The organism is Aurantiacibacter suaedae (assembly GCF_005434915.1).
GTDB lineage: Bacteria > Pseudomonadota > Alphaproteobacteria > Sphingomonadales > Sphingomonadaceae > Alteraurantiacibacter > Alteraurantiacibacter suaedae.
The window spans coordinates 871,205-884,627 of the sequence record NZ_SKCG01000002.1 but is presented as its reverse complement, the minus strand read 5'-3'; the positions used below and the strand labels follow the sequence as shown (position 1 = coordinate 884,627).

Below are 13,423 nucleotides of genomic sequence, written 5' to 3'. Positions count from 1 at the left end.
CGAGCCAGGCAGCTCCGGTTCGGGGCCGGTAACTGCTTGGCTCGCTTGCGTTTTATCTTGCGAAGCGAACGTCCCGCCGCTGGCAGCGAGCGATTCTCGCTACGATCAGAAGCTCAGTTCGAGAGCGCTATAGCCGTACTGCGTGTTGCCGAAGCCATTGGCGTTGGGCGCGGTATCGAAGAAATCGCCCTTGAACAGCACGCCGCCGCCCAGCTCGTTACGCAGCAGCCCCGGAATGATCCACCAGCGCAGGCGGCCCTGCAGCTGCGATCCGGCATCGGAGCCCGAAGCGCCAGTGGCATCGCGCACCTTGGTATAGGAGAATGCATCGGTCGCCTCCTCCAGCCAGGCACGGCGATACTGCACCTGGGCATCGACCCGCGAGGAGAATTTCGCCTCAAGCTGCGCGCCGAGGCTGGAGATGTTCTTGCGTCCAAGCGGTCCGAACAGCGCGCTCGGCCCCCAGTCGCCATAGCGCGGGCCGAACAGCGGATCGAAGGCGTTGTAATCGGCGCTGTCCGGATCATCGCCAGTGGCCACATCATAGAAAACCGAGAGGCGAGGCTTGACCGCGCTGTCGAAGGTGTAGCCGACTTCGGCGTGAAGCGTCCAGGCGTCGACATCGACCTCTGGCGCCGTGGCCGACGAGCCGGTGCGGATGTTGCCGAACTGGTAGGCTGCTTCCAGCTCCACATCGGGCTTGCCGCGTCCCCCATCGCTGACCAGCCGGGCACCCGGCGTGATCAGGTGACGGTTGCGCGTTGCGATGCCAGGTGCATCATTTTCATCCAGCACATAGACATAGGTTTCCAGCGCGAGGTCGTCCTTCAGCGGACGGCTGTAGAAAGCGCCCCAAAGCGCGAGGTCGATGCTCTCGCGATCCCATTCCACCTCGTTGTCGACCACGCCTTCCGCGTCCGAGGGCAGGCGCTGCTGCGGCAGCATATAGAAGGCCGTGAACTCACCTGAGCCCGACCAGTCGAGCCGCGCACCGGTGAACCCGTTGGCCGCGTTGCGGAAGTTCGGATTGCCGATCAGCCGCTTGGATCCCAGATCAAGCGTCTGCCGACCGATGGTGAAGGTGGTGTTCTCGGTGATATCGAGCGCGGCGTAAAGCTCGATCACTTCCAGCGCGTTGATGTCTGACGAGCCGATAGGGGTGGCCAGGTCGTTGGCATAGCCGCGCGAATCCTGTACCGTCGCGCCGATCCGGAAGCCGTCCCAGCTGTAGGTGCCCTTCAGCAAGCTGCGCATCAGCACGATGTCGTCGTTTTCCACCCCGCCGGGGCGATAGTTCCCGTCCATCGCCTCGTAGCGCACGCGAATGCTGCCTTCGAGGTCGAAACCGGTCGCCTCTTCCTGTGCCACTGCAGGGGTGGCAGCCAGCAGGGCGGCAGGGATTGCAAGCGCAGGCGCAAGCCTGCGGGTACCGCAAGGTATCATGGTCACATCCTTCGGCCTTTCGGCCCTGTAATTGTGTAGTCGTCGGTTACCCGGCCTGGCTCAGAACTCGGACCAGTCCTGATCGTCGGCGACCTCCGGCTCGACCGCGAGCGCGAGGTTGCCGCTGACCGCCGGCACAGCCGTCGGAGCCCGAGGTGCCGGTCGCGCAACCGCGCTTTCGCGGTTCATACGCTCGGCAGCCATGTCCGCCAGCACGCTCGCGTTAGAGCCCGACAGGCGGAACTGGGTCACAAGCTGGGTCAGGTTATCGGCCTCGGACGCAAGCTGACGGGCCGCCGCGTTCGACTGTTCGGCCATGGCAGCGTTCTGGTGCGTAGACCGGTCGATCTCACCCATCGCCGACTTGGCATTTTCAAGGCTGCCGGCGTGGCTCGACAGAGCCTGGCTGATCTCGTTCGCCGTGGTGGCGACATCGGCAATGCGCTGGATGATCTGGTCAAGCGCCGTGCCGGTATCGCGCACGAGCTGGGCGCCGCTCGCCACCTCGGCGATTGAGCTGTTGATCAGCTGGCGGATCTCCTCGGCGGCCTCGCTCGAACGCTGGGCCAGGTCGCGCACCTCGTTGGCGACGACGGCGAAACCGCGTCCCACCTCACCTGCGCGCGCCGCCTCGACGCCCGCGTTCAGGGCCAGCAAGCTGGTCTGGAAGCTGAAGCCGTCGATCACGGTGATGATGTTGCCGATCTGCTTGGTCGAGCTTTCGATGGTGTCCATCGCGGTGACGGCGCGGGCAACGATCTCGCCGCCGCCGCGCGCTTCGGTCATCGCCGCATCGACATTGCGAGCGGCGGTGTCGGCCGAAGCAGCCGACGTGGCCATGCCGTCGCTGATCGTGACCACCGATTCGGTGATCCGGCTCAGCTCTGCAGCCTGCTTCTCGTTACGCGCAGCCAGGTCGTCCGATGCCTGACGGATTTCCATCGATCCGCTGCGAACCGAACCCGCCGAGGCTGAGACCGAGTTCATCGTCTCGTGCAGCTGCTTGACGGTCTCGTTGAAGCTTGCACGCAGGACAGCATAGTCTGCACCCAGTTCAGGTAGGCTCACGGTCAGGTCGCCCTTGGTCATCTGGCCAAGGCATTCGCCGAAGGCTTCGACCATGTGCTGGGTTTCCTGCTCCTTCTTGGCCTGGCCCACGCGCGCGTCGCGCAGGCGCTCACTGGCGCGGGCCAGTTCGCCGATCTCGTCGGTCCGGTCGAGATGAGGCACACGAGTCGTGAGGTTTCCGGCCTCGATCTGGCCGATCGAGCCGATCAGCGCACCGGTTTCTCCGCCAATCAGGCGCTTGATGAGCCCGGCCAGGAAAATCTGGACGGCGCAGGAGATTACCATGATGAGCACGGTGGCTATGACCACGGCCAGTGCGAGTTTGTGCTGCTCATCCGTAATCGCATCGGCACGCGCAATTTCCTCATCGCGCACAACTTCGATCGCATTGTCGACGTTGGCACCCGCGTCCATGATGCGCGTCACGCCAAGACCGTCAGCGAGATTGCCACCAACTAGCCTGTCAACGGTTTCTCCGTAGGTATCGACCAGCTGTTCGACCTCATCGAGCTGGGACACCATATCAGACTGAACCACAGCGCGCGCTTCGCTGATGGAGGTGTGCATATCGGCAAAGTTGCTGCGGAAACCGTTCCCGGTTTCGCTGTCGCGCACGAGAGCATACTTGAAGGCATCGCGCTCGAGCGAAGCGAAGTCCTTTTCAAGCAGGGCCGATTGGAGCGCCGCCTGCGAGTAGGCGTCGTCCTTTATCGTCATCTTGTAGGTAAGCCAGGAGCCGATCCCGACAGCCGCGATCAAGACAACGCCGAGCACGACTGCTGCCATCGCCTGGAAGCCCAGCCGCTTGGAGATTGACTTGCTGGCCAACCAACCCGCAAAACCGCGATCGTAATTGTTCATCCGATTCCTCGCACTTTTTAACGCACCCCCGTCGGCGGCGACTTACATTCGTGCAAGGCTACTAGACCAAAGCCTGTTCAAGGTGACTGACCAGCGCTTCGGCAGAAAACGGCTATCCGCGGTCAACCCCTCGTTAACTAGGCGCTGCCTGATTTCCCGGAAAAGTCAGCTTTCGCGAGGGGCAGCGGCTTCGGCCGCCTCAACCGAGGTTTCCGCGGTAGGCTCTGCCTGGCCGCTGGTGCGCGGCACATTGATGGCCGAACGAATCATCCACGTCCCGCCTGATTGCCGCGTCCACACGGTCTGGCTTATCATCTGCTCGGTTACCGGTTCGCCGGTTTCGGGATCGGTCGTGGTAATATCGACGTTGGAGGCAAGCGTGGCCAAATCTTCGCTGGTCGCGGCCCATCCGTTCGCCGGGCTTACCTCGATGTGGAAGGCCGGGTCGGCAATAAGGTCGCCATAGCCATCGGCAATGGCAGCGCCGCCCAGCAGCCGTGTTCCATCGGGCCGCACCAGCACGGCATCGTCAGCATAGAGCCGGGCAATACCGACCAGATCGTCTGACGCGATCGCGTCGAGCTGCGCCTGTTCGGTGGCGCGGATGGTGGCGATCACATCATCGGGATCGGCCCCGCCCGAGCAGGCGGCAAGCAGGGTGGTGGCGGTCAGTGTGGCAAGAACGGCAATGCGCATAATCAATCCCCTCGTCAGTCAAGGGGTGCGACTGCACCCCCGATCTCGACTGGCGATAGGGCGTCGTTAGGGTGCTAACTTTGATCTTGCGCAAGTTGCCGGTTGGCTCAAAGCTTGTCGGCGTAAAGCACCAGCAGCGCGGCCCAGGCGCGCTCGGCCTCGGCTTCGAGATAGACCGGGCTGTCGAGCACGGTCCAGCCGTGGTCGCCCTGATAGACCTCTACAGTGACATCGGCCGCCGCCGCCTCGCCCGCCGCCTTGAGCGCTTCCTTGTCGCCTGGCGCATTGGCATCGTCGTTCTTGGCGATGGCGATCAGCGCGCCGGCATCGCTGGCCATGTCTTCGAGCAGGTTGACCGGCGAGTTCTCATGCTCGCCGACAAGCCCGCCGCCGTGGAAGCTCGCGGCGGCCTTGATCCGGCCGGGCACGGCAGCAGCGGAGATGATGGTCCAGCCGCCGGTCATGCAATAGCCCTGATTGCCGATTCCGCGTTCGGTATCGACCGCATCCTGCGCATCGAGCCAGTCGACCACCGCAGCCGCGGTTTCCGCAACCGCTTCAGGCGTGTTCTTCTCGCGCCAGGGAGCCACCGCCTCCATCGCGCCGCCATTGCGCCAGGCGTCGAAGTCTTCGAACTGCTGGCCAGAGACCGAGCGATAATAGGGATTGGCGACGAGCACAGCATAGCCTGCCTCGGCCAGCCTGCGCCCCATCATCACCTTTGCGGGACGCAGGCCCGCAATATCGGGCCACAGGATCACCGCGGGGTGCCTGCCCTCGGCGGGATGGATGAACACGCCATCGAAGGTGCCGCCGGGCGCGGCGAAAGTCACGGTGCGCTCGGTAAGTCCCGAGGCGGTGGCGCCGGTGGCGTCCATCGGGGTGCAGGCGGCAAGCGCGCCGCTGGCACCGAGCGCCGCGAACTGGCGGCGATTGACGGCGGGCATTTTGGCGACCTGATCCTGCGTACACATAACTGTTCTCCCGGGCGACTGCTACGCGTGCAGCTTACCGCAATCGACGCCAGCGTCCAGCGGTCAGGTCAGGTCGTCCATCGCGATGACCAGCCCCTCATCGGCCGCCCGCATCGCATCGCGGCGCAGCTGCTCGATCCGGGCGCGGCCGGGAGGACAGGCCTCGATCGGCAACGCCTTCACCTGCTTCATATATTCCTCGGCGAAGTCGACCCCGTGCTCGGGGTGGGTGAGAATGAGGCCGTCTTGCCGCGTCATCCCGCGCAGGATCTTCGCGCCGACCTCGTAGGGGTCCATGCCCTCCTCAAAAGCCGTGCCGAATTGCTCCAGCTCGCCTTCCTTGGCCGGGGCAAACCCGCTTTCAGCAAAATCGTCGGGCCGCTTCTGCGCGCTCTTCCAGGCATTGGTGCGGGTGAGCGCGGGGCAGCACAGCGAGCAGCCGATCCCGTGCGGTGCGAGATTGTAGCGCAGGCTCTCGGTCAGGCCGCGAACGGCGAACTTGCTGGCGGTGTAAATGCCCGCCTGCGGACCCGGCAGGAAGGCCGCCATCGAGGCCACATTCACCACATGCCGGCGGCCCGAGGCGACCTTGATCTTGGGCAGGAAGGACACGATCCCGTTGACGTTGCCGCCGAAGTTCACGTTCATGATCCAGTCGAAGTCGTCGTAGCTCGCCTCGTCAGTGGGGCCGAACACCGAGACGCCCGCGTTGTTGACCAGCACATGCACTTCGCCGAAGGTCTTCTCCACCTCATCGGCGGCAGCGGCAAAGCCTGCGCGGTCGGTCACGTCAAGTTTGATGAACAGCGGCTTTGCGTGGCTGTGCGAGGCGAACCACTGCTCGGTGGCGGCGCGGTCGTCCTCGTTGCGATAGGACAGCGCGAGCTTCATCCCGGCATCGGCGAAGGCCTGTGCGGTGCCGAGGCCGATCCCGTTCGCGGCTCCGGTGATGAAGGCGACCCGCCCTTCCCACTCGCTCCGGAAGTCGGCACCGTTCAACGCAGCAGTTTCGGACATCGTCAATTTTCCTCTCGCCATGATCGTATCATCCGTTAGGAATCACCATAGATCAATAAGGGAGAGAGTCGATATGAGCGACACCGAAGGCCGTCTCGCCGCGCTGGAGAAGCGCGTCACCGAACTGGAAGACATGGCCGCGATCCGCCGCCTGCACTGGGCCTACGGCTACTACATCGACTTCAACCGCCCCGACGACGTGGCCGAGCTGTTTTCCGACGATGGGTGCGTGGTGTTTCTCTCGGGGGAATATGTCGGCCATGCCGGCGTGAAGCGTCTCTATGGCGACTGGATCGCCGGGCGCTTCACAGGCGGCAAGCCCGGCCCGGTCAACGGCCTGCTGCTCGATCATTTCCAGATGCAGGACATCATCACCGTCGCCCCCGATGGCAAGAGTGCCAAGGGCCGCTTTCATGGCATCCTGCTTGGCGGCTGGCACGACGACTTCCAGGACACCAAGGAAGAGTTCATGCCGCAGCAGTTCATGGAAGCAGGCATCTACGAGAACGACTATGTGAAGGTCGACGGCGTGTGGAAGATCCAGCGGCTTGATTACATGATGCAGTGGCAGGGCGACTATGAAAACGGCTGGGCGCACACCACCGCACACCTGCAGCCAGCCGCCAAGACCTTCCCCGAAGATCCGCTCGGCCCCGACCGCCTGCTTCCGCCCGAGCAGCACCGCGAAACCTGGCCATATCGGCAGGACGTACCGATGCACTTCGCGCACCCGAAGTTCGGCATCGCCTTTGCCGATAGCGTGAAGGGCTAGCACCACATCTGGGCCGCTGCCTCCAACGAGAGGAAGCGGCCTTTCTCTTGGGAGAGAGGCATGGTTTCCGGCAAACTCGAAGATGGCAGCGAGAAAGGCCTCAAGGGCCATTTCCACGAGGATTTCAGCCACCGCCCGCGCATCGGCCTGGCCCCCCGCGCAGCGCATGTTGTGCGCGATGCGCCCTACAAACGGATTGCCTGCGAGGAGGCGTGGACCTTCCCCGATCTGGTGAAGGCGCAGCTCGCCTATTGCGAAAGCGGCTCCGCACCCGATGACGATTCACTCAAGATGGCGCGCATGTTTGCCAAGATGCCCAGCCTGCAGGAGATGTTGCAGGACCTGGGCGATCTGCGGATCGCGCACATGGATGAACTGGGCATCGACCGGCAATTGCTGCTGCTCACTGCGCCCGGCGTGCAGGTGGTGAAACCCGGCGACGGCACCGCGCTTGCCACGCAGGCGAACGACATCGCTGCCGAGGCCTGCCGCAACCACCCCACCCGCTTTTCCGCCTGCGCCGCCTTCGATCCGCGTGACGTGGCGGGCAGCGTGAAGGAACTGGAACGCGCCGCCAAGCTCGAGCTAAACGGGGCGGTGCTAAACTCGCATTGGCAGGGCCACTATCTGGATGAACCGGAGTTCTGGCCCATCCTCGAAGCGCTGGAGGCCAACGATCTGGCGCTCTACATCCACCCTACCGCGCCCTTCAACGGCGCGCATTACGAGAAGCGCGGCTTCTTCGGCGCACTGGGCGGCTTCCCGCACGATGTCTGGCTGCACACGATGGGCCTCGTTATGTCAGGCGCCTTCGACCGCTTTCCCAAGCTGCGGCTGGTTATCGGCCATATGGGCGAATGTATGCCGCTGCATCTTTATCGCTTCGACTGGATGCAAGGAAACGCCGATGGCCGCGCCCGCCCTGGCCTGTTCGGCGATGGCGAGATCCGCCGGTTGAAGCATCCCGCCAGCCACTATTTCAAAACCAACATCTGGATCACCACCAGCGGGGTAGGCTGGGAGCCTGCAATCAAGTTCTGTCAGGAGGTGCTAGGGCCGGAGCGAGTGATCTATGCGATGGATTACCCCTACCAGCAAAGCTACGACGAGGTCGCCGCTTATGACCGCATGGCGATCAGCCCGGAGCACAAGAAAATGCTGATGGAAGACAACGCCCGCGCGGTGTTCCGTATCAAAGGGTGAGTGAAACTCGCCCTGCCAGCGCGCTCAGCGGTGAAGCTTGGCCACTGCAATCGGATGAATATGGCCAAAGAAGCCGATCTGCGCGCTGTTGTCACCCAGAGCGATCACGCGGCCATTGATCGCAAGCTCGTCGGCAATGGTGAGCTTGCAAAAGCCGTCTTCGCATGTCCACCCTTCCTGATCGGAAGCGCCAAAGTGCAATTCGCACCCTTGGCTGGTCAGCTGCGTGATCGAAACGGAGAACTGTCGACCTGCAATCGCACACTGTCCCGGCAGAGACTGCTTTGCCACGCGGTGTTCGGATGCCGTTGCCCTCATCGCAAGCTTCTCCTTCTGCTCACTTTCAGAACCACGGCATAGTCGCCGGAAACTTAAGCCTTGGTGTGGATGCCATTAAGCGATCCGCAATTTTCAGCCTCCACCACCCTCTCAATGCGCGATGTGTGGCTCATTCGCCACAGAATATAGTCAATTTGACTTTGCCCATTTTCAGGAAATGCCATTCTCTCGCGAGAACGCCTAGGGCGCGCGTCAACGGCACCGTGTCCACACGGAAAAGCCGTATAGCCCCTAGGAAAGAATGTTTTGGCTTACCCCCTTCCCCGTTCGCTCGCGCTGATTCTGTCGGCCGGCACCTCGCTCGCCACAGTGGCCATTGCCACCCCGGCCCTGGCGCAGGATGCAGAAGCTGAACCGGCGCGTACCGATACCGAAATCGTCGTCACCCCGCAGTTCCACGAACAGCGTCTGCAGGATACCCCGCTTGCAATCACCGCGGTCGATGCCGAACTTCTCGAATCGCGTAATCAGGACGATATCGCCCAGATCGCCGCACAAGCCCCAAGCGTCACGCTGCAGCCGACGAGCGGTGCCTGTGGCAACTCGCTCGGCGGCGCGATCAAGCTGTTCAGCCAGAAGCCCAGCGCCGTCACCTGGGGCTAAGCCGAAGCGAGTTACGGCTCGCGCTGCGGTGCGCTATCAGAGTACCGCGATCGATGTGCAGGTGATCGCCGATTATCAGCACTCGAACCGCGCCAGCGCCGGTGGCAATTTCACTCGAGATCACCAACCGGTTCGACGCGGTCTACGGCTTCGCCGGCACTGCCTATGCTCAGGTTGGCGCGCCGCGCGTACGGCGCGTGTCGGTGAAAATGGAGTTCTAAGGCAAACCCAGCCTTTTCGAACCCGTGTTAGGGGCGGCCTTGCTTATGGAGGGCCGCCCCTTTTGCTTTGGGGCAGGCAGCGTAGTGGCTAGCGGCTCGGCGGGTGCGACAAAAGTGCAACGCCGCCTCCGCTTTTGGATTTTGCGCCGCGACAGTGAATTGACCAAAGTGTCAAATCGATGCATCCGAGAATTTAGTTACTGTACTGAATCAATTTTGCTATACAGTATTGTCGTAACGGCAGATATTCGGGTCGCCGCCAAACCGTTGCCTGGTAACCAGGGGCGCTTGCGGCAGAAAAGTTGGAACGAGGTTGGCGATCCGCAGCGAGAATAGCGGCAAGCCGTAATGGGAGGGCCGCCTGTGCGGTCCGCGATATGGGAGGATATACCTGATGAAGACGCGTTTCAGAACGCTTGCCTATGGCATGCCGCTGCTGGCCCTGGGCCTTGGCCTGCCAGCGCACGCGCAGGACAATGGCGAAGAAGGCTCGCGCGCTAACAACGTCATCATCGTGACCGCACAGTTCCGCGAGCAGGCGCTGCAGGATACGCCGCTTGCGATCACCGCCGTCACCGCCGATGATCTGGAAGCCAAGAGCCTGAACGACCTTGCAACGGCCGCCGACAGCGCACCGAATGTGCAGATCCGGCCGGCGACTGCGGCCTTCGGTCCGTCGGTCGTGGCCTCGATCCGCGGCATCGGCCAGACTGACTTCAACCCGGCCTTCGAGCCGGGCGTCGGGATCTACATCGACGATATCTACTATCCTTCGCTAACCGGCGCGATCTTTGACACGCTCGACCTTGACCGGGTGGAAATCCTGCGCGGTCCGCAAGGTACGCTCTCGGGACGCAACTCGATCGGCGGCGCGATCAAGATGTATTCCCGTCTGCCCGACGGCTCCTCTTCTGGTTTCGTGGAAGGTAGCTATGGCAGCCGCGAGAGGCTTTCGGTGCGCGCGGCGGCCGACTTTGCACTGACCGACAAGCTGTTCGCGCGCTTGTCTGGCGTTTCGAAGCGGCAGGACGGCTATGTCGACCAGCTCGATTTCGGCTGCGTCTATCCTGCGGGCGGTGGTGACACCTTTGTGCAGGACGGCGTTACCTACGAATACAACCCGGCTGGCGGCGAGCCCGCCAAGGTCTTCACGGAAGACTGTCTTGTGGCAAAGCTCGGCGGCACCAATTATCAGGCCGCCCGCGGCATTTTGCGCTGGGAGCCGTCGCAGGATTTCAGCTTCACGCTGATCGGCGACTTCACTGACGACGATCGCACGATGGCAGGTCAGGTACTCGACGCGACAGTGCGCAACGAAAACCCGAACATCCTGTCACCCGGTGGTCTGCCTTATGACGACCGGTTCATCTGCGGCAGGTTCTGCAACTTCCAGGTGGATGAACATCCTGCTGCGGTGTTCATCGGCGGTCCTCCCGTTCCGCTTGCCGCTGTCGAAGGATCCAATCGCACGACCTATCGTGGCTGGGGTGTTTCCGGTCAGGCCGATTGGAACCTGACCGAGCGCTTCCAGCTGCAGTCGATTACCGGTTATCGCGAATTCGACACCTACTTTGCTCCGGACGGGGACATTGCGCCGACCAGTTCTGGTTTCGGCATCAATAACTTATCGAACTGGAGCTTCAGCCAGGAACTTCGTCTCAACATCGAGGCGACTGATACGATCTTCGTGACCCTAGGCGGCTACTACTTCGAGCAATCCTCGGTCTACGATTCTATTCAGGATCTGCGGTATCTCGTCATTCCCGGGACCGACAGCCCAAGCATCCCGCTCCAGTTCCGTCAGCCCGATACGGTCGATGCCGATGCAAAGGCCGTGTTCGCCAATGTCGGCTGGGAAATCGTTCCTAACCTGAACCTCAACGCAGGCATCCGCTACACTGAGGAATCAAAGGAGCAGAACTACTTCCGGCTAAACCTTGACGGTACGATCAACCCCTTCCTGGATCCTGTCGGTGCCGCTTGCGGCGCTGGCTTTTCAGGCATCGATACCGAAGATTGCGACGGGGACGGCAACACCACCGAGGAGTTGCGCGCTCTGACGGGCAACGTGGCTACCTATAACGGCGACGAGGTCGATTATCGGGTCGCGCTCGATTATCGGTTTACCGAAAGCCTGATGGTGTACGGCTCTGTTGCGACAGGCTTCAAAGGTGGTGGCTCCAACCCGCGTCCGTTCAACGCGTTTCAGTTGATCGCCTTCGGCCCGGAAACGCTCACCGCCTATGAAGTCGGCTTCAAGTCCGATTTCCTCAACCGGCGCGTGCGACTGAACCTTTCCGCGTTCATCAATAAGTATGCGGACATTCAGTCGCCGGTCAGCCCCTGCCCTGGCGTGCCTGTGCAATTCGCTACCCCTTCTGCGTGCCGCGTAAACCTCGGCAGCGCGGACATTAAGGGATTGGAACTCGAATTGTTCGCCGAACCGATCGACGATTTCACCATCGATGCGTCGCTCAGCCATCTCGACTTCCAGTATACCGAAGTCAACGAGGCAAGTGGTGCCACGCTGGATGATCCGGGTACGGGGATGCCGCCGTGGAAAGCTTCCATCGGTGCGCAATATCGCGTCGACCTGGGCGGAGCCGGATCGCTGACGCCGCGTTTCGACGTGTTCTACCAGGACGAAACCTTCGCCGGCTTCCAGGGGGCGGGAGAAACACGCTTGGAGCAGTTCCTGCCGAGCTTCACCACGGCGAATGCACGCCTGACGTGGCGCAATGAGGGTGAAGATCTGTCGATTGCTCTGGAAGTCACCAACCTGACCGACGAATACTATCTGTATTCGAGCTTCGATCAGCGCAACAATGCGGGCGGTCGCCTCGTCACGCCGGCCCGTCCGCGCGAATGGGCGGTGACGGTGAAAAAGGAATTCTGATCCGCAGCATGGCGCCGGGCCGTCAGGCCCGGCCCAAAACAGAAAAGGGGCGGCTTCCTGATCCGGAAGCCGCCCCTTTCGTTTAACCTATCGACCGGTGCTGAAAATCAGCCCCAGACCTCTTCCGCCACCTCGATGCACAGCGCGATCTTGTCGGCCTGCTGCTGGGTCGAGATGTCGTTGCCGTGGACGGTGCTGGCAAAACCGCACTGCGGGCTCAGCGCCAGCTGGTCGAGCGAAGCGTACTTGGTTGCCTCGTCGATCCGGCGTTTGATGTCGTCCTTGGTTTCCAGGTCACCGAGCTTCGTGGTGACGAGGCCAAGCACCACGGTCTTGCCTTTGGGCAGGAACCGCAGCGGAGCAAAGTCGCCCGAGCGCGGATCGTCGTATTCGAGGAAGAAGGCGTCGATATCGAGTTCGTTGAACATGATCTCGGCCACCGGCTCGTAGCCGCCCTCGGCCGCCCACGAGCTGCGGAAGTTGCCGCGGCACAGATGGATGGCGCGCAGCATGTCGGCAGGGGCCGAGGCGAAGCTGTCGTTGATCAGCTTGGCATACTGGCGCGTAGTGGCGTCGGGATCGAGCCCGCGCTTGGCCGCATCGGCGCGCTGCTCGTCGTCGCACAGATAGGCAAGGTTGGTGTCGTCCATCTGGATATAACGGCACCCGGCCGCCGCCAGCGAATCGACCTCGGCGCGGTAAGCCGCGGCGACATCGGCGTAGAATTCATCCATCTCGGGATAGACGTCCTCGGGAATACCCGCGCGGCCAGCACGGAAGTGCAGCATGGTGGGCGACGGGATCGACACCTTCGGCACGGCACCCGGCGCCGAGACCTGGCTGGCGAGAAACTGGTAGTCGGCCAGCTGGATGGGCGACTGATGGGCGATCTTGCCCGTCACCACCATCACCGGCGGGGCGAACGAAACGTCCTTTCCGGCATCGTTCTTGAACGCTTTCTTGAGGCCACCGCGCTCCTCCACCCCCGCAAGCTTCAGCAGGAAGTCGGTGTGGAAGAAGTAGCGCCGGAACTCGCCGTCGGTGATGGCTTTCAGGCCGAGGCCCTCCTGCCATTTGACGAGGTCGGCGATGGCGGCATCCTCGACCTTGCGCAGTTCTTCGTAGGAGATGTTATCGGCAGCGCGATGTTCGCGCGCCTCGAGCACCGATTGCGGGCGCAGGAAAGAGCCGACGTGATCGGCACGCAGGGGCAATTGTCTGGTCATGTGTGTGGTCCTGTCTTGGCTATATGCGATCAATGCAAAGCCAGGGTCATAACGCGGGCTCGCGCTCGACTGACGCACGACTGATGCCGCGTTGCGAGAGATTG

Annotated in this window: 11 protein-coding genes; 4 read left to right on the top strand and 7 right to left on the bottom strand. The window is 62.4% G+C overall.

The genetic code is table 11. The features are described from left to right. Positions 1-105: 105 nt before the first annotated feature. The 5 genes from E0473_RS10610 to E0473_RS10590 form a co-directional block, all read right to left on the bottom strand. Complete coding sequence (locus E0473_RS10610; protein WP_206663433.1) at positions 106-1,368, bottom strand: alginate export family protein; 1,263 nt, start codon at positions 1,366-1,368, stop codon at positions 106-108. Between the two features lie 135 nt (positions 1,369-1,503). After that, on the bottom strand, positions 1,504-3,372 hold the full coding sequence (locus E0473_RS10605) for a methyl-accepting chemotaxis protein (protein WP_137680805.1): 1,869 nt from the start codon (positions 3,370-3,372) through the stop codon (positions 1,504-1,506). A gap of 165 nt (positions 3,373-3,537) precedes the next feature. Continuing rightward, complete coding sequence (locus tag E0473_RS10600; protein WP_137680804.1) at positions 3,538-4,068, bottom strand: YybH family protein; 531 nt, start codon at positions 4,066-4,068, stop codon at positions 3,538-3,540. A gap of 107 nt (positions 4,069-4,175) precedes the next feature. Then, positions 4,176-5,042, bottom strand: coding sequence for a dienelactone hydrolase family protein (locus tag E0473_RS10595; RefSeq protein ID WP_137680803.1), 867 nt, complete (start codon positions 5,040-5,042; stop codon positions 4,176-4,178). Positions 5,043-5,105: 63 nt separating this feature from the next. Continuing rightward, positions 5,106-6,059, bottom strand: a complete 954-nt coding sequence (locus E0473_RS10590) for an SDR family NAD(P)-dependent oxidoreductase (protein ID WP_137680802.1) — start codon at positions 6,057-6,059, stop codon at positions 5,106-5,108. A gap of 73 nt (positions 6,060-6,132) precedes the next feature. On the opposite strand from E0473_RS10590, the gene E0473_RS10585 reads away from it, so the two are divergent. Then, positions 6,133-6,831 (top strand): nuclear transport factor 2 family protein, encoded by a 699-nt coding sequence (locus tag E0473_RS10585; protein WP_137680801.1) that lies wholly within the window; start codon positions 6,133-6,135, stop codon positions 6,829-6,831. Between the two features lie 60 nt (positions 6,832-6,891). Continuing rightward, positions 6,892-8,034: an amidohydrolase family protein gene (locus E0473_RS10580; RefSeq protein WP_137680800.1), complete on the top strand. Its 1,143-nt coding sequence runs from the start codon at positions 6,892-6,894 to the stop codon at positions 8,032-8,034. A 24-nt stretch (positions 8,035-8,058) separates the two neighbouring features. Here the strand turns inward: E0473_RS10580 and E0473_RS10575 are convergent, their stop codons facing one another. Then, on the bottom strand, positions 8,059-8,352 hold the full coding sequence (locus E0473_RS10575) for a hypothetical protein (RefSeq protein WP_137680799.1): 294 nt from the start codon (positions 8,350-8,352) through the stop codon (positions 8,059-8,061). A 267-nt stretch (positions 8,353-8,619) separates the two neighbouring features. On the opposite strand from E0473_RS10575, the gene E0473_RS15520 reads away from it, so the two are divergent. Beyond that, positions 8,620-8,976: a hypothetical protein gene (locus tag E0473_RS15520; protein WP_194146760.1), complete on the top strand. Its 357-nt coding sequence runs from the start codon at positions 8,620-8,622 to the stop codon at positions 8,974-8,976. A gap of 615 nt (positions 8,977-9,591) precedes the next feature. After that, the gene (locus E0473_RS10565) at positions 9,592-12,093 is read left to right on the top strand and encodes a TonB-dependent receptor (RefSeq protein WP_137680798.1); all 2,502 of its coding nucleotides are present in this window, start codon (positions 9,592-9,594) and stop codon (positions 12,091-12,093) included. 107 nt (positions 12,094-12,200) lie between these two features. Here the strand turns inward: E0473_RS10565 and E0473_RS10560 are convergent, their stop codons facing one another. Continuing rightward, complete coding sequence (locus E0473_RS10560) at positions 12,201-13,319, bottom strand: 5-methyltetrahydropteroyltriglutamate--homocysteine S-methyltransferase (protein WP_137680797.1); 1,119 nt, start codon at positions 13,317-13,319, stop codon at positions 12,201-12,203. Positions 13,320-13,423 lie beyond the last annotated feature (104 nt).

Bases quoted from the DNA above. Each gene is read 5' to 3' on its own strand.
- E0473_RS10560 (WP_137680797.1), bottom strand. From the start codon at position 13,319: ATGACCAGACAATTGCCCCTGCGTGCCGATCACGTCGGCTCTTTCCTG.
- E0473_RS10565 (WP_137680798.1), top strand. From the start codon at position 9,592: ATGAAGACGCGTTTCAGAACGCTTGCCTATGGCATGCCGCTGCTGGCC.
- E0473_RS10605 (WP_137680805.1), bottom strand. From the start codon at position 3,372: ATGAACAATTACGATCGCGGTTTTGCGGGTTGGTTGGCCAGCAAGTCA.
- E0473_RS10585 (WP_137680801.1), top strand. From the start codon at position 6,133: ATGAGCGACACCGAAGGCCGTCTCGCCGCGCTGGAGAAGCGCGTCACC.
- E0473_RS10580 (WP_137680800.1), top strand. From the start codon at position 6,892: ATGGTTTCCGGCAAACTCGAAGATGGCAGCGAGAAAGGCCTCAAGGGC.
- E0473_RS10595 (WP_137680803.1), bottom strand. From the start codon at position 5,042: ATGTGTACGCAGGATCAGGTCGCCAAAATGCCCGCCGTCAATCGCCGC.
- E0473_RS10575 (WP_137680799.1), bottom strand. From the start codon at position 8,352: ATGAGGGCAACGGCATCCGAACACCGCGTGGCAAAGCAGTCTCTGCCG.
- E0473_RS10600 (WP_137680804.1), bottom strand. From the start codon at position 4,068: ATGCGCATTGCCGTTCTTGCCACACTGACCGCCACCACCCTGCTTGCC.
- E0473_RS10590 (WP_137680802.1), bottom strand. From the start codon at position 6,059: ATGTCCGAAACTGCTGCGTTGAACGGTGCCGACTTCCGGAGCGAGTGG.